Genomic DNA, 22734 nt, shown 5'->3' with positions numbered 1-22734 from the left:
AAAACCGCCCCATCGGGTTGGCCGGAGGCGACGCCGAGCAGGCGAGCGCGGCACGACGGGCCCGGGATCGGATTCGGGATCCGGACGCGCCGGATCCCGTTCCGTGTCATGCCGCCCCTGGAGGTCAGGCGCCGTCTTCGAGGTCCCCCTCGGACTTGAGGTAGACCTCCTGCAGATCGCGCAGGATGTCGGGGTCGGGGTGCTCCCACATGCCCCGCCCGGCCGCCTCCAGCAGCCGTTCGGCGATGCCGTGCAGCGCCCAGGGGTTGGACTTGGCGAGGAAGGCCTGGTTCTCCGGGTCGAGCACGTAGGTCTCGGCCAGCTTGTCGTACATCCAGTCGGCGACCACCCCGGTGGTCGCGTCGTAGCCGAACAGGTAGTCGACCGTGGCGGCGAGCTCGAAGGCCCCCTTGTAACCGTGCTTGCGCATCGCGGTCAGCCAGCGGGGGTTGACCACCCGGGCGCGGAAGATCCTGGAGGTCTCCTCCGAGAGCGTCCGGGTACGGACGGCGTCCGGCCGGGTGCTGTCGCCGATGTAGGCCGCGGGGGCCTTGCCGGTGAGCGCGCGGACGGTGGCGATCATGCCGCCGTGATACTGGAAGTAGTCGTCGGAGTCGGCGATGTCGTGCTCGCGGGTGTCGACGTTCTTGGCCGCCACCGCGATCCGGCGATAGGCCGACTCCATGTCCTGCCTGGCCGGGACCCCGTCGACGCCCCGGCCGTAGGCGAAACCGCCCCACACCGCGTAGACCTCGGCGAGGTCGGCGTCGTCACGCCAGTTGCGGCTGTCGATCAGCGGCAGCAGCCCGGCGCCGTAGGCCCCCGGCCGGGAGCCGAAGATCCGCATGGTGGCCCGGCGCTCGTCGCCGTGGCCCTCCAGGTCGGCGAGCACGTGTGCCCGGACGTAGTTCTGCTCCTCGGGCTCCTCCTGGGCGGCGGCCAGCCGTACGGCGTCGTCCAGCATGGCCACGACGTGCGGGAACGCGTCGCGGAAGAATCCGCTGATCCTGACCGTGACGTCCACGCGCGGGCGCCCGAGCTCCTCGGCGGAGATGGGCTCCAGCCCGGTCACCCGCCGTGAGGCCTCGTCCCACACCGGCCGCACGCCGAGCAGCGCCATCACCTCGGCCACGTCGTCGCCGGCGGTGCGCATCGCGCTGGTCCCCCACACCGACAGGCCGACCGAACGCGGCCAGTCGCCGGTGTCGGTCCGGTAGCGATCCAGAAGCGAGTCGGCCATCGCCTGGCCGGTCTCCCAGGCCAGGCGGCTCGGCACCGCCTTGGGGTCGACGGAGTAGAAGTTGCGGCCGGTGGGAAGCACGTTGATCAGCCCGCGCAGCGGCGACCCGCTCGGCCCGGCCGGCACGTAGCCGCCGTCGAGGGCGTGCAGGATCGCGTCGATCTCGTCGGTGGTCCGCGCCAGCCTGGGCACGATCTCCGTCGCCGCGAACCGCAGGATCCGCTCCACCCGTCCGATGTCCACCACGGCGCCCCCCACGACACCCGCGACGGTGTCGAGGGACAGGACGGCGGCGGTGACGTCGGCGGCGGCGGACGGCTCCCAGGCCCGGTGTTCCATGGCCTCGACCAGGGCGCGGGCCAGCGTCTCGGCCTCGTCGGTGCCGATCCGGCCCGCCGTGCCGTCCTCGGCAAGACCGAGGGCCTCGCGCAGGCCGGGGAGGGCCTCGCTGCCGGCCCACATCTGGCGGGCGCGGAGCATCGCCAGCACCAGGTCGATCCGCGGCTCGCCCTCGGGGGCGAGGCCCAGCACGTGCAGGCCGTCGCGGATCTGAACGTCCTTGACCTCGCACAGCCAGCCGTCGACGTGCAGCAGGAAGTCGTCGAACTCGGCGTCGTGCGGGCGGTCGGCGAGGCCCAGGTCGTGGTCGAGTTTGGCGGCCTGGATGAGGGTCCAGATCTGGGCGCGGATCGCCGGGAGCTTCGCCGGGTCCATCGCCGCGATCGAGGCGTGCTCGTCGAGGAGCTGCTCCAGCCGGGCCATGTCCCCGTAGGTGTCGGCGCGGGCCATCGGCGGGACGAGGTGGTCCACGAGGGTGGCGTGGGCGCGCCGCTTGGCCTGGGTGCCCTCGCCGGGGTCGTTGACCAGGAACGGATAGATCAGCGGCAGGTCGCCGAGCGCGGCGTCCGGGCCGCAGGAGGCGGACATCCCGTTGGACTTGCCGGGCAGCCACTCCAGGTTGCCGTGCTTGCCCACGTGGACCACGGCGTGGGCGCCGAAACCGTCGGCCAGCCAGCGGTAGGCGGCCAGGTAGTGGTGGCTGGGCGGCAGGTCGGGGTCGTGGTAGATCGCGATGGGGTTCTCGCCGAAGCCGCGCGGGGGCTGCACCATGACCACGACGTTGCCGGCGCGCAGCGCGGCCAGCACGATCTCGCCCTCCGGGTTCTGCGACCTGTCCACGAACAGCTCGCCGGGGGCCGGGCCCCAGTGCGCCTCCATCCGGGTGCGCAGGTCCTCGGGCAGCGTGGCGTACCACTCGGCGTAGCGGCTCGCCGCGATGCGCACCGGGTTGCCGGCGAGCTGCTCCTCGGTGAGCCAGTCCGCGTCCTGCCCGCCCGCCGCGATCAGCGCGTGGATCAGCGCGTCGCCGTCCTGCTCGGTCACGCCCGGCAGCTCGCCCTCGGCGCCGATGTCGTAGCCCCGTTCGCGCATGACGGCCAGCAGCCGCACCAGGCTCGCGGGGGTGTCCAGGCCGACGGCGTTGCCGATCCGGGAGTGCTTGGTGGGGTAGGCCGACAGCATCAGCACGAGCCGCCGCTCCCCGGCGGGGATGTGCCGCAGTACGGCGTGCCGTACCGCGATGCCCGCCACGCGCGAGGCCCGCTCGGGGTCGGCCACGTAGACGGTCAGCCCGTCCTCGTCGATCTCCTTGAAGGAGAACGGCACCGTGATGATCCGTCCGTCGAACTCGGGGATCGCGACCTGGGTGGCCGCGTCCAGCGGCGACAGGCCCTCGTCGCTGTCCTCCCACGACGCCCGGCTGCTGGTCAGGCAGAGCCCCTGCAGGATGGGCACGTCCAGGTCGGCGAGCGCGCCGACGTCCCAGGCCTCGTCGTCCCCGCCGGCCGACGCGGTCGCCGGCCGGGTGCCGCCCGCGGCGAGCACGGTCACCACCAGGGCGTCCACCGTACGGAGCTCCTCCAGCAGGCCGGGCTCCGCGGTGCGCAGGGAGGCGCAGTAGACGGGCAGCGCCCGGCCGCCCGCGTCCTCGATCGCCGAGCAGAGTGCCTCGACGAAGGCGGTGTTGCCGGAGACGTGGTGGGCCCGGTAGTAAAGCACCCCGACGACCGGCCCATCCTCACGACGGCCCTCGCGCTCCAGCACGCCCCAGCTGGGAGTGGGCGCGGGCGCGGCGAACCCGTGCCCGGTGAGCAGCAGGGTGTCGGACAGGAACCGGTGGAGTTCGACGAGGTTGGCCGGTCCGCCGTGGGCCAGGTAGGCGTGCGCCTCGGCGCAGACCCCGCCGGGCACGGTGGACAGCTCCATCAGCTCGGCGTCGGGCGCCTGCTCGCCGCCGAGCACGACGACGGGCCGTGGCCCGGCGAGCAGGACGTCCAGTCCCTCCTCCCAGGCCCGGCGCCCGCCCAGCAAGCGGACCACCACCGCCTCGACGCCCTCCAGCAGGGTCGGGATGTCCTCGGCGGAGATCCGGGCGGGGTTGCCCAGCCGGTAGTCGGCGCCGCTCGCGCGGGCGCTGAGCAGGTCGGTGTCGGAGGTCGAAAGCAGGAGGATCACGCGCCACACTCCAGGGAAAGCGGGACGGTACGGCCCGGCGACGCCACGAAGTGGCGATGGAACAACGAGAGCGGGGCGGTACGGCCCGGGGATGCCACCAGGTGACGGGGAAAGGGCGAGAGCAGAGCGGTACGGGCCGAGGGTGCCACAGCGTGACGGAAGAACGGCGAAAGCGGGGCGACACCGCCCGGGAGTCGGGAAAGCGAAAGCGGGGCGGTACGGCTCAGGGAAGCCACAGGGTGGCGGGGGAACGGCGAAAAGCGCACGGAGCTTCCTCCCTCGGGGTCCTCGCCCCGGGTCGTCGTCGGCTACGACGGCTGGAGTCTCCTGGCTCCCGGATCGGTGCTCACCCCGGCCTTCCCGCCCGTCGTCGGACAGTGGCCCGGGTGGGGTTCGCTCCCCGGTTACAGTGGCGGGACCGCGCCGGATTCACACCGGCTTCCTCCCTCTGCCATCGCAGTGATGACACTACGGCAGTCCCCTTCCTTGCAAGAAACTGGCGTTAACATCCTGAGCGTGGTCATTGCGCACTTTTCAGGACGATCGCGACTTGACGCCTGTCCCGGGGCGCTCCAGGTGCACGCCGCCGCCGACGGCGGCCTGGCGCGCGTCCGCGTTCCCGGGGGCAGGTTGACGACCTCCCAGCTGCGTGAACTCGCCGGAGCCGCCTCCGCGTACGGCAGCGGTGTCATCGAGCTGACCTCCCGGGCCAACGTCCAGGTGCGCGGCCTGGGTGAGGGAACCGCGTTCGCGAACCGCATGGCGGCCGCGGGCCTGCTGCCCTCCCCCACCCACGAACGGATCCGCAACGTCCTCGCCTCTCCCCTGACCGGTCTCGACGGCGGCGGGCTCACCGACGTCACCCCGCTGGTCGCCGAGCTGGACCGGCGCCTGTGTGCCCTGCCCGGCCTCGCCGCCCTTCCCGGACGGTTCATGTTCGCGCTCGACGACGGCCGGGGCGACGTCGCCGGGCTCGGCGCCGACGCCACGATCCTGCCGACCGGCCCGGACGAGGCCGCGGTGATCCTCGCGGGCGCCGACAGCGGTCTGCGCGTCCCCCTGGACGCGGCGGTGTGGGCCCTGCTCGCCGCCGCCGAGGCCTTCCTCGCGGAACTGGCCGCCCAGGAGATCACCGCCTGGCGCATCGGCGAGCTCGACGACGGCCCGGCCCGGGTCGCGGCCCGCCTGCGCACCCGCCTCGCCGAGGGCTCACCGCCCCTCGATCACGACCCCGTACGGGCCACGGCCCGGACGCACACCCGTCCCGGCGAGGACCGGCCGCTCCCCGATCACGACCCCGCGCAGGTCACGGCCCGGACGCATGCCTCGCCCGCCTCCGCCGAGCCGGTGGATCCCTCGCGGCTCCGTCCCGTCGGACTCGGGCCCGTGGGCGTCATCGAGCAGTCGCCCGCGCCCACCGGCGCCCCGGTACGGAACGATCCGACCGGCCCCCGAGCCGGAGCGGACACCGGCCGGCGGGTCGCCCTCGGAGTCGCGGTGCCCCTGGGGCGGCTGACCTCGGCCCAGGCCGAGCTGCTCGCCGACGTGGCGTCTCTCGGAGAGGTACGGCTCACACCGTGGCGGGGCATGGTCCTGCCCGGACTGGCCCCGGACGAGGTCGCCGGGACGGCCGCCCGGCTGGCGGAGGCCGGTCTGGTCACCGACCCCGCCTCACCGTGGATCGGCGTGACCGCCTGCACCGGTCGTCCCGGCTGCGCCAAGTCACTGGCGGACGTGCAGGCCGACGCGGCCCTCGCCATCACCTCGGTACGGAACGACCCGACCGGTCCCGAAGCCGGGGCGGAGACCGGGATCGGTTCCGGAGCTCGGGCCGGAAGCGAAACCGATCCGGGAATCGAGGACGGGATCGGGGCGGGAACCGGGAGCCGGATCGGTCCCGGAGCCGGAGCCCTGGCCAAAAGCGGCTCCGAGGCGCGGGCCGAATCGGTGGTCTCCGGGTCAGGCGAAGTCACCCCGTATGTGGTGGATTCACCGCGCACCGGTACGCTCCCCGTGCACTGGGCGGGCTGCGAGAGGCGCTGCGGTCGCCCCAGGGGACGAGTCGCGGACGTGGTCGCCACCGGCGACGGGTACCGCCTGGACCTGGACGGCCGGAGCCTGACCTGTGCCGACATCGAAGAGACCGCGGCCGCGATGACGGCCGCCAGAGGGGAAATGTGATCGACTACGTCCGTGACGGCGCCGAGATCTACCGCCGTTCCTTCGCCACCATCCGCGCCGAGGCCGACCTGGGCGGCATGCCCGCGGACGTCGCCCAGGTGGCGGTCCGCATGATCCACGCCTGCGGGATGGTCGACCTGGTGACCGACCTCGGGTGGTCGCCCGGCGTCGTGGCGTCGGCCCGTGAGGCCCTGCGGGCGGGGGCCCCGGTGCTGTGCGACGCGACGATGGTCTCCTCCGGGGTGACCCGGCGCCGCCTTCCCGCCGGCAACGAGGTGATCTGCACGCTGGGCGACCCCCGCGTACCGGAGCTCGCCGAGCGCATGGGCACCACCCGTAGCGCGGCCGCGCTGGAGCTGTGGCGCGACCGGCTGGAAGGTTCCGTGGTCGCGATCGGCAACGCGCCCACCGCGCTGTTCCGGCTGCTGGAGATGGTCGAGGAGGGCGCCGGGCGACCGGCCGCCGTGCTCGGGATACCGGTCGGCTTCATCGGCGCCGCCGAGTCCAAGCAGGCCCTCGCGGAACATCGGGCGGGCCTGGAGTACCTGGTCGTACACGGCCGCCGTGGTGGAAGTGCGATGACCGCCGCCGCGGTCAACGCGATAGCGAGCGAGGACGAATGAGCGACATGGCGACTGGACGGCTCTGGGGCGTGGGGCTCGGGCCCGGGGATCCCGAGCTGGTGACCGTCAAGGCCGCCCGCCTCATCGGCGAGGCGGACGTGATCGCGTTCCACAGTGCCCGGCACGGGCGGAGCATCGCCCGATCGGTGGCCGCGCCGTACCTGCGGGAGGGTCAGATCGAGGAGGCCCTCATCTACCCGCTCACCACGGAGACCACCGACCATCCCGGCGGTTACCAGGGGGCCATCGACGACTTCTACGCCGCCTGCGCGGTGCGGCTGGCCGTCCACCTGGACGCCGGGCGCGACGTGGTGGTGCTGTGCGAGGGCGACCCGCTCTTCTACGGCTCCTACATGCACATGCACAAACGCCTGTCACACCGTTACACCACCGAGGTGGTCCCCGGCGTGACCTCGGTGAGCGGCGCCTCCGCCGTCCTCGGGCGCCCGCTGGTCGAACGGGACGAGATCCTGACCGTGCTGCCGGGAACGCTCCCCGCCGAGGTCCTCGCCGAGCGCCTGGCCGCCACCGACTCGGCGGCGGTGCTCAAGCTCGGCCGGACGTTCACCAAGGTCCGCGACGCGCTGGCCACGGCCGGGCGTCTCGACGAGGCCTGGTACGTGGAGCGCGCCACCACCGGCGCGCAGCGTCTGGCCCCGCTCGCCGAGGTGGATCCGGACAGCGTGCCGTACTTCTCGCTGGCCCTGATCCCGAGCCCGGCCAACGCCGCGCCGGCCGTGCCCGCGCGCGAGGCCGAGACCTCGAACGCGCGGACTCGGGGCGAGGTGGTCGTGGTCGGGCTCGGCCCGGCCGGGCGGCCGTGGCTGACGCCGGAGGCGCAGGAGGCGCTGGCCGCCGCCGACGAGCTCATCGGGTACGGCCCCTATCTCGACCGGGTCCCGCCCAACCCGCGCCAGCGCCGCCATCCCACGGACAACCGGGTGGAGGCCGAACGCGCCGCGCACGCGCTGGAGCTGGCCCTCGCCGGATCCCGGGTGGCGGTGGTCTCCTCGGGCGATCCCGGGGTGTTCGCCATGGCCAGCGCGGTGCTGGAGGTGGCGTGCGAGCAACGCTTCACCGGCGTCCGGGTGCGGGTCCTGCCGGGCCTGACCGCCGCGCACGCGGTGGCGAGCCGGGCGGGAGCGCCCCTGGGCCACGACTACTGCGTGCTGTCGCTGTCGGACCTGCTCAAGCCCTGGGAGGTCGTCGCCGAGCGGATCAGCGCCGCGGCGAAGGCCGACCTGGTCCTGGCGATCTACAACCCGGCCTCCAAGAGCCGCACCTGGCAGGTGGCCGCCGCGCGGGACCTGCTGCTGGAGCATCGCGCGCCGGAGACCCCCGTCGTGATCGGCCGCGACGTCGGCGGGGCGGGCGAAAGCATGATCTTCACCACGCTCGGCGAGCTCGACCCGGCCGTGGTCGACATGCGCTGCCTGCTGATCGTGGGATCCTCGACCACCCGCGTGGCCGAGCGGGGCGACGGCGGCCGGGTGGTGTTCACCCCCCGTCGTTACCCGGCGTGAACGCCTTCGGGGCCCGCCACGGTCTCCAGCCAGGCGACCGCGGCCTCGACCGTCTCCACCGCGGCGACCCCGTCAGGCGGGGGCGGGCGCCGTACGATCACGACCGGAAGCCCGAGCTCGCGGGCGGCGAACAGCTTGGCCGTGGTCATCTCGCCCCCGCTGTCCTTGGTGACCAGCATGTCCACCCGGTGCTCACACATGAGCGCCAGCTCCCCCTCCACCGTGAACGGACCTCGGCTGAGCAGCACCTCCAGGCGGCGCGGGAGGGGAGGCTCCGGCGAGTCCACCGAACGGGCCAGGAACCACAGGCCGTCGAGGTCCGCGAAGACCGGCAGGCTGCGGCGGCCGGTGCTCAGGAACACCCGCTCCCCCAGCTCGGGCAGCAGCTCGGCGGCGGCGGCGAGCGAGGGCACCCAGCGCCAGTCGTCACCGGGGCCCTCCTGCCAGCCGGGGCGCCGCAGGATCAGCAGCGGCACGCCCGCCCCGGTCGTCGCCTCGACCGCCGAGGCGGTCATCCGCGCGGCGAACGGGTGCGTGGCGTCCACGACGACGTCGATCCGGCGCTCGGCCAGCCAGTCCGCGAGCCCCTCCGGGCCGCCGAAACCGCCCTCGTGCACCTCCCCGACCGGCAGCTTCGGATTGCGCACCCGGCCCGCCAGCGAGGACACCAGGTGAATCCCGTCACGCCCGGCGAGGGCCGCGGCCAGCCGCCTGGCCTCGTCCGTGCCGCCCAGCACCAGGATGTTCAGCACACCGTCACCTTCTCCGTATCCACTGTGTGTTCCGTGTATTTCGCGTGTCCCCCGGTGCGGGACCTCACCCCGCGACGTTCTCCGTCGCAGAGCATCGCCCTGCCGTCTCCCCCGCCGCGAATCGTCGCCCCGCCACATCCTTCGGCTCGGCACCGCCCCCCGACGCGCCCTTCGTCACAGAGCATCGCCCTGCCGCCTCCCCCGCCGCACCCTTCCCCGCAGGACGTCGCCCTGCCGTACCGATCGACTCTCACGCCATGAGCACGCCCCTGCGCCACGGGTGGACCACCGGCGCCTGCGCGACCGCGGCCACCACCGCCGCCTACACCGCGCTGCTGGGCGGCGGCTTCCCCGACCCGGTGGAGATCACGCTGCCCAAGGGTCAGCGCCCGTCGTTCGCGCTGGCCAGGGAGGAGCTGGCGGGTGAGCGGGCCATGGCCGCGGTGGTCAAGGACGCCGGCGACGACCCCGACGTGACGCACGGCGCGCTGATCTCCTCGACGGTACGGCACGGCGCCCCCGGCACCGGGGTGGTGTTCGTGGCGGGCCCGGGCGTCGGCACCGTCACCAAGCCCGGTCTCCCGCTGGACGTGGGCGAACCGGCGATCAACCCGGTGCCCCGGCGGATGATGCGCGAGCACGTCGCCGAGGTCGCCGCCCGGCACGGGGGCAGCGGCGACGTGGTCGTGGAGATCTCGGTGGAGCACGGCGAGGAGCTGGCCCTGCGCACCTGGAACCCCCGCCTGGGAATCCTGGGCGGGTTGTCGATCCTCGGCACGACCGGCGTCGTGGTTCCGTACTCGTGCTCGGCCTGGATCGACAGCATCCGGCGCGGCATCGACGTGGCCAGGGCCGCGGGCTACACCCACGTCGCCGGATGCACGGGAAGCACGTCGGAGAAGGTCGCCGCCGAGCTGTACGGGCTGCCGGACGACGCCCTGCTGGACATGGGCGACTTCGCCGGAGCCGTGCTGAAGTATCTGCGCAGGCACCCCGTCCCCCGGCTGACCATCGCCGGGGGCATCGGCAAGCTCTCCAAGCTCGCCGACGGCCATCTCGACCTTCACTCCGGGCGCTCGCAGGTCAACCCGGGCATGCTCGCCGAGATCGTCCGGTCGGCGGGCGGTACGGAGACCCTGGCCGGGCAGGTACTGACCGCCAACACCGCGCTGCACGCCCTCCGGCTCTGCCAGGAGGCGGGCCTGCCGCTGGGCGACCTGATCGCCGAACGGGCCCGTCTGGCCGCCGTCGGCGTGCTGCGCGAGGCGCCGGTGGCGGTGGACGTGGTGGTCATCGACCGCGCGGGCGTGATCGTCGGCCGCGCGGAATGAACCGGTTCAGTCACGGCAGCGGGCCGCCGAGTACAGGTGACTGTCGGGGAACTCCGAGGCGGTCAGCACGCGTCCGACGACGATCACCGCGGTGCGGAGGATCCCCGCGGCGCGGACCTGACCCGCGATGTCCGCCAGGGTGCCGCGCAGGATCACCTCGTCGTCCCGGCTGGCCCTGGCCACCACGGCCACCGGGCAGTCGGCGCCGTAGTTGGCGACGAGCTCCTCGGCGACCGCCTCGACGCGCTGCACCGCCAGGTGGAGGACCATCGTGGCCCGGCTGCGGCCGAGGGTGTCCAGGTCCTCGCCGTCGGGCATGGGCGTGGCACGCACCGAGGTCCGGGTCAGCACGATCGTCTGGCCCACACCGGGCACGGTGAGCTCACGCTTCAGCGACGCCGCGGCGGCGGCGAAGGCGGGCACGCCGGGAATCACCTCGTAGGGCACCCCGGCCGCGTCCAGCCGCCGCATCTGCTCGGCCATCGCGCTGAACACCGACGGGTCGCCGGAGTGCAGCCGGGCCACGTCGTGCCCGGCCTCGTGAGCGGCGAGCAGCTCCGCCAGGATCTCCTCCAGCGCCATCCTCGCGGTGTCGACCAGCCGCGCGCCCGGCGGGCAGGACTCCAGCAGCTCGGCCGGGACCAGGGATCCGGCGTACAGGCACACGGGCGAGGACGCGATGGCCCGCTGCCCCCGCACGGTGATCAGGTCCGCCGCCCCGGGACCCGCTCCGATGAACCGCACCGTCATCGTTCGCTCCCCGCCCGAACCCGTTCCACGTGAACACCTCTCACCCGAACACACCCCACTCCAACCACACCCACGCGAACACGGCCCGTCCCGGCGCGCCGCCCTCCGCCGCGCACCGTCACTCCCCTACGCGTCATCGCTGCCCGGCGTCCGGGGAAACGGCTTGACGACCGTCCAGTCCGCCGCGCACCGCCGCTCCTCTATGCGTCATCACTGCCCGGCGTCCGGGGAAACGGCTTGACGGCCGTCCAGATCGTCACCGGCATCATGGGCCGCCAGCCGGTGAACCCTCCCACCGGGGCCGCCCTGCCGACCGTCAGCCGGATCAGGTCACCGCCGAGCTCGCCGTACCGGGAGGCCAGCACGGTCTCGGACTCGATCGTCACCGCGTTGGCCACCAGACGCCCGCCCGGGCGCAACGCCTCCCAGCAGGCCTCCACCATTCCGGCCGCGGTCACCCCGCCCCCGACGAAGACGGCGTCGGGCCGCTCCAGCCCGGCGAGCGCGGCCGGAGCGGCGCCGGTCACCACCTTCAGGCCGGGGACGCCCAGTTTTGAGGCGTTGCGCGCGATCCTGGCGGCCCGCTCGGGGTGGTTCTCCACCGCGACCGCCCGGTTGGCCGGGTGGGCGCGCATCCATTCGATCCCGATGCTGCCCGCCCCCGCGCCGACGTCCCACAGCAGCTCGCCGGGGACGGGCGCCAGCCGGGACAGGGTCACCGCGCGCACCTCGCTCTTGGTGAGCTGGCCGTCGTGCTCGAACGCCTCGTCCGGCAGGCCCGGGAGGCAGGGCAGCGGCACCGTGCCGGCGTCGGCGCGGCACTCCACGGCGACGACGTTGAGGTCATGGGCCACGGAGAGGGACCAGCCGGACGCCGTACCGGAGATCACGCGTTCTTCCGCGTCGCCGAGACGTTCCAGGACCGTCATCGGGCTCTCACCGTACCCGCGGGTGGTGAGCAGCTCGGCGATCCGGGCCGGGGTGCGGCCGTCCGCGCTGAGGATCAGGACGCGGCGACCGGCGTGGATCGCGGTGTGCAGCGACTCGACCGGCCGCGTCACGAGGCTGACCGCCTCGACCTGATCGACGGCCCAGCCGAGCCGGGCGCAGGCCAGGGAGACCGCCGACGGATGCGGCAGCACCCGGACCCGGTCCACGCCGAGCAGCCGGACCAGCGTCGTGCCGATGCCGTGGAACATGGGGTCGCCGCTGGCCAGCACGCAGATCCGGCGGCCCCGGTGAGCAGTGATCAGCGCGGGTAGGGCCGGGAGCAGCGGCGAGGGCCACGCGACGCGTTCGGCGGCCGGTTCGGGGACGAGCGCGAGCTGCCGGACGCTGCCCATCAGGACCTCGGCGGCGTGCAGCTCTCGCCGCGCCGCCGGGGAAAGACCTTCCCAGCCGTCGGCGCCGATGCCGACGACGGTGACGACCGCGGCGGCGACGGTGTCAGGACCGGCGATGGAGCCCGGGCCGGAAACGGTGACAGGGTCGGGAGAAACGGTGACAAGGTCAGGAACGGTCTCAGAGGCGGGACCGGTGGTGGAGCCGGGGTCGGGAACGGTGTCAGAGGCGGGACCGGTGGAGCCGGGGGCGGGAACGGGAACGGTGTCAGACATTGCCCAGTATCCGGGTGATGTTGATCTCGATCACGACGCGGGCGGGGTTCTCCCGGGGTTGCCGGTAGCGCTCGGCATACCGGCGTTCGGCGTCGGCGACCGAGGCGGGATCCCTGCGGATCACCGCACGCCCCTCCAGGGTCGACCAGCGGCGCCCGTCCACCTGGCAGACCGCGACCGCCGCGCCCTCGTCTCCGGCGGCGAGCACGTGGCGAACCTTGTGCGAGCCGCCCGAGGTGATCACCCTCGCCGTCGCGGAGTCCACGTCCAGCGTCACCCCGACCGGGACGACGTGCGGCGTGCCGTCGGCGCGCACGGTGGTCAGCGTGCACAGGTGACGCTCCCGCCAGAAGTCGCGGAATCCCTCTCCGAGGTCCTTCAACTCCCACCCTTTCCTTATGTCCTTAGTGTCTTACATGTCCTGATACCGGGCGACATGCTAGACCGCTCGACCCGGGGGTCGGCGGGCGCACCGCCGGAAGGCGGCATCCTGGTAAGCATGAGTTACCGCGTGTGTCTGGTCTGCCTGGGAAACATCTGCCGCTCCCCGATGGCCGAGGTCGTCTTGAGGAAGACCCTCGACGACCACGGTCTGGGCGACCTCGTCACGGTCGACAGCGCGGGCACCGGGAGCTGGCACCAGGGCGGACCGATGGACGAGCGGGCCGCCGCGACGCTCGCCGACCACGGCTACGACGGCTCCCTGCACCGGGCCAGGCAGTTCCTGGGTGACTGGTACGGCCAGATCGACCTGGTACTGGCCATGGACGGTGAGAACCTGCGTGCCCTGCGCCGCCTGGCTCCCGACGGCGCCGACGTGCGGCTGTTCCGCTCGTTCGACCCGGCCGCGCCCGAAGGCGCAGAGGTTCCCGATCCCTACTACGGCGACGGCGAGGGTTTCTCCGAGGTGCTGAAGATGGTCGAAGCGGCCTCCGAGGGCCTGGCCGGATATCTGGCGGACAGGCTCAGGTGAGATCCGGTTCTTCCCGGTCCCCGAGTTTCCCGTTCCCGCCCGGGTCATCGCGACGCGGCGCCCTTTACAAAGTAATTCACAGACGGTCGCCACGTGTGAACGCGCCCGGCGAGCATACGGGACGACCGGAAGCGTCAAAAATATCCGTACAATATTGGTTTTTCTGATGCTTAAGTGACTCAGGAGGCCGGAAGTGACGCCGCTCAGCCGCCGGAACATGCTCAAGGTCGGTGCGGGAATCGTCCCCGCCCTCGGGCTGATGCCTCCTTCCCCCCGGCCCACCTTGCTGCCTCCTACCCCTCACTACACGGCCCGTCCGATCGTGGTCCCGGTCATGACCGTCTCCGGCGTCGTCCCCGCCGCCCTGGCGGTGTTCGACACCGCCATGAAGACCTTCATCACCGAACGCAAGATCTCCTGCGCGCAGCTCGCGGTCGCCAAGAAGGGCAAGATCCTATTGGCCCGGGGCTACCGGTTCAGGAACGGCTCGCCGATTCCGCCGCCGGTGGCCCCGACCTCGCTGTTCCGCGTCGCGAGCCTGAGCAAGCACATCACGTCGGCCGCGATCATGCGCCTGGTCCAGGACGGCAAGCTCAGCCTGTCCTCCCCGGTCACCACGCTGCTCGGGCTCTCGGCCACGGCCGACCCCCGGCTGCAGCAGGTGACCGTGCTCCGCCTGATGCAGCACCTCGGCGGCTGGGACCGGGACGCCTCGGTGGACCAGCTCTGGATAGACCACCAGATCTCCGCCACGCTGGACGTGCCGCTGCCGATCGACCACGCGGACATCATCCGTTACGCCACGGCCCGCCCCCTCGACTTCGCCCCCGGCTCCAAAATGGTCTACAGCAACTACGGCTACATGCTGCTCGGCCGGATCATCGAGAAGGTCTCCGGTCTGAGCTACGAGTCGTACGTCAAGCAGAAGCTCCTCGCTCCGGCCGGCATCAGCCGGATGCGACTCGGCCGCAGCCTCAAGTCGGAGGCCGTCTCGACCGAGGTGCCCTACGAGTCGCAGTACACCGCCAAGTCCGTGGTGGACGAGTCGGGCGCCAGCGTGCCGTTCCCCTACGGCGGGTTCAACATGCCCAACCAGGATGCCAACGGCGGCTGGCTCGCCTCCGCCGTGGACATGGTGAAGTTCTCCACCGTTTTCGACGCCGCCGGCCCGGTGCTCAACGCGACCTCGATCGCCAAACTGTTCGCCAAGCCGGAGACCGGGATCACCAGCGGCGGATCCTGGTACGGCGGCGGCTGGTATGTCCGGACCTCGGGCAGCGGCCTCAACACCTGGCACACCGGGTCGATGCCCGGCACCTTCACCTTCCTGGCCCGGCTGAGCAGCGGCGTCTCCTACTGCGCCGTGTTCAACCGCCGCGAGGAGACGGGCTCGCCCGACTTCGACGGGATCGACCCGATTCTCGGCAAGGCGGCGGGCGCGGTGACCTCGTGGCCGACGACCGACCTCACTTCCACCTACTTCTGACCGGGAAGCCGTCCGCCTCACCCCGGTCTCCGCGAACCACCCGGCGAGAGGCAGGCCCCCGGCGGCGGACCTCGTCACGCCGTTCGCCTCTGATCGAGAACTCGCCGTGGGAGACACCGTGGAATGGGCGGCGGAACGGAGCCGTCCATTCATTCTGCGATCGCCTGTCGCCCGTGTTCCTGCCCCCTGAACCGATCATCTAGTCTCCAAGTATGTCGAGCCTTCCGGACCGGGATCCGCGGGAAATACGAGCCGCTGACGGCGACCGCGACCAAACTGCTGCAATCCTCCGCAACGCGGCCGGCGACGGCCGGCTGACCATGGAAGAGTTCCAGGAAAGGCTCAGCGAGGTCTACACCGCCAAGACCTACGCCGATCTGGAACTTCTCACCCGCGACCTGCCGGACCTCCCCACCTCGGCGGCCGCCCAGAGCTACACCGACAACTACGCCGGCGGGCAGGCGGGCGCGCCGACCAGCACGGTCGCCGTCGGGATCATGGGCGGGTTCAACCGCACCGGCCGCTGGCGGGCTCCCAGAAACTTCACCGCCCTGGCCTTCTGGGGCGGCGGCAAGATCGACCTGCGTGAGGCGGTGTTCACCGGCGGTGAGATAAAGATCCGGGCGTTCGCCCTCATGGGAGGCATCGAGGTGATCGTGCCCGAGGACGCCGAGGTGTTCGTCACCGGGGTCGGGATCATGGGCGGGTTCGGCGACCAGGCGAGCGGAGTCGGCCGGCCGAACGCGCCCAGGATCGTGGTCACCGGAATGGCCCTCATGGGCGGGGTCGACGTCAAGCGCAAGTCGCGTAAGAACAACAAGAAGCTCGAGTCGTGAGAGCCGCACCCTCGCGGCTCTCGAGTCTCACCGCGGAGGAACGGAACGCGCCGCCGACCCGCCCCGCGGGCAGCGGGGCCGATGCACAGCGGATGCCGATTTGACCTTGTCGTAGCGTCAACGTTTCTAATGAGGGCATGCGGATCGGCGAGCTTGCCGCGCTGGTCGGGGTGTCCACCCGGACCGTGCGCCACTACCACCACCTGGGTCTCCTGCCCGAACCCGTACGGCTGGCCAACGGCTACCGGGAGTACCGGCTCCGTGATGCGGTGGCCCTTGCCCGCGTGCGGCGGCTGACCGAGCTGGGCCTGTCGCTGGACGAGATCCGTGACGTCCTGGCCGACGACCGGGGCCGGGAGCTGCGTGAGGTGCTCCTGGAGCTCGACGCCGACCTGGCCAGGCAGCAGGAGGCGATCGGCGCCAGCCGGAACCGGCTGGCCGTGCTGCTCACGGAGACAGACCTGCATCCCGACTCGACGATCTCTCCCGACATGGCGGCGGTGCTGCGTGACCTCCCCGCCGAGGGCTCGAAGTTCGCCGAGATCGACCGTGAGCTGCTGGCGCTGATGGACACCGTGGCCGACCCCGCCGACCGGGCTCGGATGCTCGACCTGATGCGCCCGTTCACCGAGCCCGACGCCCTCGCTCGATCGCACGCCCTCTACAGACGGCTCGACGAACTCGCCGACGCGGACCCCGGCGATCCTCGCGTCGCCGTGCTCGCCGCCGACCTCGCCGCCCATGTCCCCGAGGAGATGGCGACGGTGATAGTCGCGAATCTGGACTCGGTTCCCGAGCATCTGCGCCCGCCCGGATCCGGCCCGGTGGAGGACACGGAGGGCCGGCGGTGGATGGAGACGATGCACGCCGAGGTGTCCCCCGCCCAGGTCGAGGTGTTCCGGCTCGTCATGATCCTGCTGAAGGAGAGAATGTGATGCTCAGGATCGCGCGCGCCGCGCTGTTCGCCGTACTGCCCGCGGAGCTGCTGCTCGTGACCCTGCTCCTCTCGGGGGTGTCCCTGCCCGTCCCGGTGGTCGTGGTGGCCGAGCTGGCCGTAGTGTCGGTGTTCGTGCTGGAGGCGGTGACCGCGTACCGGCTGTTCCGGTCCGAACGCCGGGGCGGCGCGGGCCCGCGGGCGGCGCTCCTGGCGACCTTCCATCGCCTGGTGCCCGTACAGGTGCGCAAGGCCACGGAGTTCGAGCTGAAGGGCGTGGTGAGCCTCGTCCTGTGGATCGGGCGACGCCGCAACGGCGTGCCGCCCGGAGCCACCGCCGTGCCGTACTCGAAGGAGCAGACGCCGCTGCTGCTGGTGATCCTGTTCGCGATGATCGTGGAGACGGTGGCGGTGGATCTGCTGCTGATCGCGCTCGACGTCTCGGACGGGTTGCGCGTCCTGGTGCTGGTGATCGACCTCTACGGGATCGTGTTCGGGCTGGCGCTCGGCGCGGCCTGCGTCACCCGGCCCCACGTCGTCACCCCCGACGAACTGCGCATCCGCTACGGCGCGTACTTCGACCTGCGCGTCCCCCGCGAGTTGATCTCCTCGGTACGGCTGTCGCGCAACTACAACGAGTCCGGCATGGTCACCGCGGCAGACGGGCGGCTCGGCGTGGCGGTGTCCTCCCAGACCAACGTGATCGTCGAGTTGACGGAACCGATCATCGCCGTCCGGCCCCTCGGCAGCCGCGTCGAGGTCACCACGATCCGTTTCTTCGCCGACACCCCGAACGCCGCCCTGAACGCCCTGCGGCCCCTCCAGCCCCGCGACGCCCCCTGACCCGCGACGCCCACGCCGACAGGACTACGGGCTCAGAGCGATCACAACAACAGCCCCGATACTTCCGCAAATATCACTTCATAACGGTGAGCCCGGCTGGCATGATCGCGGTTATGGCTCGACCCCTTGCTCCACAGCACCGGTTGCCGAAGGCTTAAAAAGCCATCTATATGCGAATTCATGAAATCCCCAGGTGACAGAACCCAGGCGAAGAGCCTTGGCCCCGGCGTGAAATGCCCACTCCCATGCGGCCGGTCCGGGCATTGCGTCCAGCCAAGAGGTCCGACTATAAGAAATCACTTCATGTAACTGGATCCTCGCATATGTATTTACCGGTCGACGGACAGTCCCGACCTTCCCGGGGCACGATCCCTTTTCAGGGATCCGGGTCCGGCTCAGTGAGCGCTCATTCCCTGGACGGCGAGCAGATTCGGGTCCGCATGAGGCAGGCCCCGCCGGCTCTCCTCGGGCTCACCGACTTTGTGGGTGCCCAGGTGCCGGGGGCCGGTGACGTGAAGGTTCACGCCACCGGCCCCCGTGGTGCCCGCGGCCACCGGACGCGGGATCCGCTGAGCGGATCCCGCGGCGCTCAGATCGGCAGTGCCTCCACGACGGCGGCCCCACCCGGCAGTTCGATCTGCCGGGTGAGCCGGAAACCGGCCCTGCTCAGCAGCTCGCCGTACTCGGAGGTGCTGCGCTCCATGCCCTCCCCGAACAGGGCGAGCATCCGCATGTCCAGGTCCTTGCTGATGTGGGGAAGGTCGTCGTCGGGGACGACCATCTCCACCAGCAGCACGCGGCCGTCGTCGGCCATGACGCTCCTGATGTTGCGCAGGATCCGCAGGGCGTCCTCGTCGGACCAGTTGTGGATCACGCTGCCCAGCAGGTAGGCGTCCCCACCCGGGGGCACCGCGACGAAGAAGTCGCCGCCGACGTATTCACACCGGTTCTCAAGGCCAGCCTCGGCGAAGAACTCCGAGGCGCCCTTGACCACCTGCTCCTGGTCGAACAGCACTCCGCGCATCTCCGGATAGGCGTTCAGGATGGCGGCCAGGATGTGCCCCTTGCCTCCGGCCACGTCCACCAGGGTGCGCACACCGGAGAAGTCGTAGCGGGACGCCACGGCCTCCGCGAACGGCCAGGCCCTGGACGTCATGTAGTCGTCGAACAGCGCTCCGGCCTCGGGGTTGGCCTTGAGGTAGCCGTACAGGGGCCCGTGGTGCTCGGCGAAGCCCGACCTGCCGGTGCGCACGCTCAGCGGGAGCTTGCCCATGCCGTACCAGAAGCCCTCCTCGATGATCATTCGTACGGCGGGGCGCAACGAGTTGGGCGCGTCGCTGCGGAGGGTGGAGCCGGCCTCGGTCAGCTCGTAGATCCCGGGGGCCGTCGTCGCGACGATGCCCATGGAGACGAGCTGGCGGAGCATCCTGCCGAGCGCGGACGGGTCCGCGTCACAGCGGGCCGCGAGCTCGTCGACGCTCAGAGGACCTTCTCGCAGGTGGTCGGCGCAGCCCAGTTCGGCCATCGCGGCCAGGGCGGTGAAGCGGGAGACCCCGCCGATCGCATCCCAGATCGGCGCTTGCGGGTCGCTCATTCGTGTTCCTTTCATCCGGCACGCCGATGTGGTCTTTCGGCGGGCCTGTTCGGTTTCCGTGATCTCGGGGGTGGCAGGGCATCAGGCCGGCTGCCGGGCGGAGCGGTGCCAGGACAGGACACGTCGTTCGACCGCGAGGAACGCCGCGTTGAACGCGTAGCCCAGGGCGCCCAGGAGCACGATGCTCCCCCACACACCCGCCAGGTCGTACGATCTCTGGGCGTCCAGAAGCTGGAAGCCGATCCCGTCGGTGCTGCCCACCAGCTCGGAGATCACCATGAGGATCAGCGCCAGCGACAGGCTGACCCGCAGCCCGGCGAAGATCTTCGGCATGGCCGAGGGCAGGATGATCCGGAGCAGTCTTTCCCTGCCGCGCAGCCCGAAGACCCTGGCGGCGTCCAGGTGCTGGCGGTCGACGTGCCGGGCGCCCTCGCAGGCGTTGATCAGAATCGGCCAGACGATGCCGAACGCGATCACGTTGATCTGCATCCGCGGCCCGATCGCGAACAGCGCCATGAAAAACGGCAGCAGCATGGGCGGGGGGATGGCCCGGGCGAACTGGATGAGGGGGTCCACGAAGCGGAAGAGCAGCGGGGAGCGGCCCAGCGCGACCCCGAGCGTGACTCCGGCGGCTCCGGCCAGCGCCCATCCGGCCAGCAAGCGGCCGACGCTCGCCGGGATGTTCGTCAGTGCCGCGTCGCTGAGCCAGAGCCGTTCGGCGGGGCCGGTCAGCCACATCGTGTGCATGGCGGCGGCGATCCGCGACGGCGGCGGGAAGGCCGGCAGTTCCGCGCCGCGGGTGATCAGCTCCCAGAGCACCAGGGCCACCGGCACCGGCCACAGGCGGCCGATGACGCGCAGCACGCCGTTGGTCACGCCGCCTCCGTACGGGCGCTGTGCCAGCGGAAGATGCGCCGCTCCGCCAGCACGAACAGGCCGTTGGTGACCACGCCGATGACGCCGGCCCAGAGGGCGGCGGCGATGATGTACTCCATCGGGTTCAGGTCGCCGGCCGTCTCCAGGACAAAACTGCCGATGCCCTCGGAGCCGCCGCCCAGCAGTTCCACGCTGATCGCCACGATGAGCGCGATCGCGGAGGCCAGCCGGACGCCGGTGGCGATGAACGGCGCGGTGCTCGGCAGCGACACCCGCCAGAGCACGGCCAGCCGGCCGAACCCGAAGCTGCGCAGCGTCTCCTTGGCGAGCGGGTCGACGTCCTTGAGGCCGTACATCGTGTTGATCAGGACGGGCCAGGCCGCCGCGTAGGCGATCAGGGTGATCTTCATGTCGAACCTGTCGGAGAACAGGGTGAGGGCCAGCGGGATCAGCGCGATCGACGGGATGGGGCGGAGGAACTCCGTGATCGGCCGGAGCGCGCTCTCCACACGGGGCAGGCTTCCGAGCAGGAACCCGGCGGGTACGGCGACCGCGACGGTGACCAGCAGGCCGAGGGCCCACACGCCGAGGGTCGAGGCGACGTCGGAGAGGAATTCCGCGTCGGCCACGAGCGAGGCCGCCCGGCCCACCACCGTGGAGGCCAGCGGGAACGCGAGCGGGTCGATCAGCCCGGTCCGGCCGGCGACCTCCAGCACGCAGAACAGTCCCGCGACGCCGGCGGCGCCGCAGAACAGTCTGCTGTCGAGGGGGTTGCGCTCGATCACCCGGCGTTTCCGGGAAGGAGAGACTTGGCCTCGATCTTGCTCTTCAGGTAGCCCTGCTCCAGCATCACGTCCGCCACCCGCTGCAGGCGGGCCTCGTCGACGCCGGTGGGGAAGGTGCCGAGCGTGATGACGGCGGCCGTGGCCGCGTCGATCTTGGTATAGGTCGGCAGGATCTCCTCGACGGCCTTGCGGTCGGCGGCGGAGATCTGCTGGGCCCTGGCGATCGCCCGCTGGAAGGCGGCCGTCGTCTTGGGGTTCTTGTTCGCGAACTCCTCGATGACGACAACGCCGGCGACGGGGAAGCCCGCCAGGGGGCCGACCATGGTGTCGGCGAGTTTCCGGGCGCCGATGGTCTTCTGGACGGCGGTCAGGTGCGGCTCGGTCATCCACGCGGCGTCGACGATGCCGGTCTTGAGCTTGTCCGCCATCTCGGGGAAGGGGAACTCCAGGAACTCGACGTCGGTCTCGGCGAGCCCCTGGGTCTTGAGCAGCGCGGTCACCGCCAGGGTCCCGACGTTCTTCCTGCTGTTGACCGCGATCTTCTTGCCCTTGAGGTCGGCGGGCGTCTTGATCGGGGAGTCCTTGGGCACCATGATGTCGAACGCGTCCGGGGCCGCCTGGTAGAGGTCCGAGATGACCTTCATCTTGATGCCGGCCGAGACGGCGAGGAAGGCCGAGACGTAGTTGGTCTGGGTGGCGTCCAGGGAGCCTCCGACGAGGGCCTGCTGGGCCTGCGCCCCGCCCGCGACCGACTCGATGGTGACGGTGAGGCCCTCTTCCTTGAAGAAGCCCCTGCTGTTCGCGATGTAGAGCGCGGCCGAGTCGGGGATGGGTAACGCCCCGATCTTGAGCTGGGTCTTCTCCAGGCCACCCGTGTTCGCCGCGGTGTCTGCCGATTCGCCGGAACCGGTACAGGCACTCAGCGCCAGAGTGGCGGCGACGCCTGCGATGACCACCCGGCTCGCAAGTCCGAACCTCATGAGGTCTCCTTAGCTGCGTTCGATCGCGTCGGACGGAACTCGCCGTGCAACTCGCCGGACGGCATGAGGGGACCCCCGAAGGTACGGGATCAAGGACTATGCCGACCGCGGATCAGAATAGGGAGAAGATCGCCCCAATTGCAAATATATTGCCCAACTCCTTTAAATATCAAATATGCAATATGTGAACTACCCGCTAACCACCCCGGCCGGTGGATGGAGTTATTTAGCGGGAACTATGGGACATGTCAAGAAACACATTTCGCAACTCTGCGGAATTGCGCGGTCACCGAACGAAAGGCCATTGTCTGATTACAACCGACATGTGACATTTTGAGACAAAAGTAAGTTGTGTGAAGGTGGTCGATCGTGGTCGCCTCAGCTCGCCGCCGCTCGCATCAGCAGTCGCACGCGATGCCGGACGAGAGGGCGGTCAGGTCGTCGACCCGACGGGCGTGGCGGCCCTCGGCCGTCTCCACCGGGAAACCCTCCCGCACCCAGTACTCATAACCCCCGATCATCTCCTTGACCCGGTAGCCGAGCGTGGCGAACGCCAGCGCGGCCCGGGTCGCGCCGTTGCAGCCGGGCCCCCAGCAGTAGGTGACGACGACCGCGGCCGGATCGATCAGGCTCGGCGCCCGCGCGGCGATCTCCGCGGTCGGCAGGTGTACGGCGCCCGGCAGGTGGCCCTGCTCCCAGGCCTGCGTGTTGCGGGAGTCGATCACGACGACTCCGGGGGCACGGGCCTCCAGGTCGGCGTGAACGTCACTGACATCGGTCTCGAAGGACAGCCGGGCCGCGAAGTGGGCGGCGGCCTGCGCCGGCGCGGCCGGCGGGATGGAGAGTACGGAGGACATGCCCACGATCCTGGCGGGGACGAAGCCTCTCGGACAGTGG

The 22734-nt window shown here is 71.3% G+C and carries 19 protein-coding genes and 1 riboswitch; of the genes, 9 read left to right on the top strand and 10 right to left on the bottom strand.

Annotation, left to right across the window (positions count from 1 at the left end):
* Positions 1-124: 124 nt before the first annotated feature.
* Positions 125-3754 (bottom strand): cobaltochelatase subunit CobN, encoded by a 3630-nt coding sequence (cobN, locus tag CHC08_RS21705; RefSeq protein WP_089209167.1) that lies wholly within the window; start codon positions 3752-3754, stop codon positions 125-127.
* 304 nt (positions 3755-4058) lie between these two features.
* Positions 4059-4242: riboswitch (cobalamin riboswitch) on the bottom strand.
* Positions 4243-4270: 28 nt separating this feature from the next.
* Here cobN and CHC08_RS21700 point away from each other — a divergent pair.
* From CHC08_RS21700 to CHC08_RS21690, 3 genes are read left to right on the top strand one after another with little or no spacing between them, the layout of a single operon-like run.
* Positions 4271-5935 carry a precorrin-3B synthase gene (locus CHC08_RS21700; protein WP_089209166.1) on the top strand — a complete coding sequence of 555 codons (1665 nt, stop codon included), beginning with the start codon at positions 4271-4273 and terminating at the stop codon, positions 5933-5935.
* On the top strand, positions 5932-6558 hold the full coding sequence (locus CHC08_RS21695; RefSeq protein WP_089209165.1) for a precorrin-8X methylmutase: 627 nt from the start codon (positions 5932-5934) through the stop codon (positions 6556-6558). The genes CHC08_RS21700 and CHC08_RS21695 overlap by 4 nt, the downstream gene beginning before the upstream one ends.
* Positions 6555-8081: a precorrin-2 C(20)-methyltransferase gene (locus CHC08_RS21690; protein WP_089209164.1), complete on the top strand. Its 1527-nt coding sequence runs from the start codon at positions 6555-6557 to the stop codon at positions 8079-8081. The genes CHC08_RS21695 and CHC08_RS21690 overlap by 4 nt, the downstream gene beginning before the upstream one ends.
* Here CHC08_RS21690 and CHC08_RS21685 read toward each other — a convergent pair.
* Positions 8069-8833: a cobalt-precorrin-6A reductase gene (locus tag CHC08_RS21685; RefSeq protein ID WP_089209163.1), complete on the bottom strand. Its 765-nt coding sequence runs from the start codon at positions 8831-8833 to the stop codon at positions 8069-8071. The genes CHC08_RS21690 and CHC08_RS21685 overlap by 13 nt on opposite strands.
* 257 nt (positions 8834-9090) lie before the next feature.
* On the opposite strand from CHC08_RS21685, the gene CHC08_RS21680 reads away from it, so the two are divergent.
* Positions 9091-10164, top strand: coding sequence for a cobalt-precorrin-5B (C(1))-methyltransferase (locus CHC08_RS21680; protein WP_089209162.1), 1074 nt, complete (start codon positions 9091-9093; stop codon positions 10162-10164).
* Between the two features lie 6 nt (positions 10165-10170).
* Here the strand turns inward: CHC08_RS21680 and cobM are convergent, their stop codons facing one another.
* From cobM to CHC08_RS21665, 3 genes are all read right to left on the bottom strand, one after another.
* The gene (gene cobM, locus CHC08_RS21675; RefSeq protein ID WP_089209161.1) at positions 10171-10914 is read right to left on the bottom strand and encodes a precorrin-4 C(11)-methyltransferase; all 744 of its coding nucleotides are present in this window, start codon (positions 10912-10914) and stop codon (positions 10171-10173) included.
* 200 nt (positions 10915-11114) lie between these two features.
* On the bottom strand, positions 11115-12530 hold the full coding sequence (cbiE, locus tag CHC08_RS21670) for a precorrin-6y C5,15-methyltransferase (decarboxylating) subunit CbiE (protein WP_245878461.1): 1416 nt from the start codon (positions 12528-12530) through the stop codon (positions 11115-11117).
* Positions 12523-12912: a pyridoxamine 5'-phosphate oxidase family protein gene (locus CHC08_RS21665; protein ID WP_245878460.1), complete on the bottom strand. Its 390-nt coding sequence runs from the start codon at positions 12910-12912 to the stop codon at positions 12523-12525. The genes cbiE and CHC08_RS21665 overlap by 8 nt, the downstream gene beginning before the upstream one ends.
* Before the next feature lie 117 nt (positions 12913-13029).
* Here CHC08_RS21665 and CHC08_RS21660 point away from each other — a divergent pair, with 117 nt between their 5' ends.
* The 5 genes from CHC08_RS21660 to CHC08_RS21640 all read left to right on the top strand — a co-directional run bounded on the left by CHC08_RS21660 (position 13030) and on the right by CHC08_RS21640 (position 17602).
* The gene (locus CHC08_RS21660; protein ID WP_089209159.1) at positions 13030-13503 is read left to right on the top strand and encodes a low molecular weight protein-tyrosine-phosphatase; all 474 of its coding nucleotides are present in this window, start codon (positions 13030-13032) and stop codon (positions 13501-13503) included.
* Between the two features lie 193 nt (positions 13504-13696).
* Positions 13697-14989: a serine hydrolase domain-containing protein gene (locus tag CHC08_RS21655; RefSeq protein WP_245878459.1), complete on the top strand. Its 1293-nt coding sequence runs from the start codon at positions 13697-13699 to the stop codon at positions 14987-14989.
* Positions 14990-15201: 212 nt separating this feature from the next.
* Positions 15202-15825 carry a DUF1707 SHOCT-like domain-containing protein gene (locus CHC08_RS21650; RefSeq protein ID WP_089209158.1) on the top strand — a complete coding sequence of 208 codons (624 nt, stop codon included), beginning with the start codon at positions 15202-15204 and terminating at the stop codon, positions 15823-15825.
* 137 nt (positions 15826-15962) lie between these two features.
* Complete coding sequence (locus CHC08_RS21645) at positions 15963-16760, top strand: helix-turn-helix domain-containing protein (RefSeq protein WP_089209157.1); 798 nt, start codon at positions 15963-15965, stop codon at positions 16758-16760.
* Positions 16760-17602: a hypothetical protein gene (locus CHC08_RS21640; RefSeq protein ID WP_089209258.1), complete on the top strand. Its 843-nt coding sequence runs from the start codon at positions 16760-16762 to the stop codon at positions 17600-17602. The genes CHC08_RS21645 and CHC08_RS21640 overlap by 1 nt, the downstream gene beginning before the upstream one ends.
* A 589-nt stretch (positions 17603-18191) precedes the next feature.
* Here the strand turns inward: CHC08_RS21640 and CHC08_RS21635 are convergent.
* The 5 genes from CHC08_RS21635 to CHC08_RS21615 form a co-directional block, all read right to left on the bottom strand.
* Positions 18192-19196, bottom strand: a complete 1005-nt coding sequence (locus CHC08_RS21635; RefSeq protein ID WP_089209156.1) for a methyltransferase — start codon at positions 19194-19196, stop codon at positions 18192-18194.
* Positions 19197-19277: 81 nt separating this feature from the next.
* Positions 19278-20072: an ABC transporter permease gene (locus tag CHC08_RS21630; protein WP_245878458.1), complete on the bottom strand. Its 795-nt coding sequence runs from the start codon at positions 20070-20072 to the stop codon at positions 19278-19280.
* Complete coding sequence (locus CHC08_RS21625; RefSeq protein WP_089209155.1) at positions 20069-20857, bottom strand: ABC transporter permease; 789 nt, start codon at positions 20855-20857, stop codon at positions 20069-20071. The genes CHC08_RS21630 and CHC08_RS21625 overlap by 4 nt, the downstream gene beginning before the upstream one ends.
* Positions 20854-21837, bottom strand: coding sequence for an ABC transporter substrate-binding protein (locus tag CHC08_RS21620; protein ID WP_089209154.1), 984 nt, complete (start codon positions 21835-21837; stop codon positions 20854-20856). Before CHC08_RS21620 ends, CHC08_RS21625 begins: the two co-directional genes overlap by 4 nt.
* A 398-nt stretch (positions 21838-22235) precedes the next feature.
* Positions 22236-22694, bottom strand: a complete 459-nt coding sequence (locus tag CHC08_RS21615) for a rhodanese-like domain-containing protein (RefSeq protein ID WP_179282146.1) — start codon at positions 22692-22694, stop codon at positions 22236-22238.
* Positions 22695-22734: the final 40 nt, after the last annotated feature.

This window comes from Streptosporangium subroseum, assembly GCF_900188345.1.
GTDB classification, from domain to species: Bacteria; Actinomycetota; Actinomycetes; order Streptosporangiales; family Streptosporangiaceae; genus Streptosporangium; species Streptosporangium subroseum.
The sequence above is the reverse complement of the archived record's forward strand: the minus strand, read 5'-3'. Positions and strand labels throughout refer to the sequence as shown.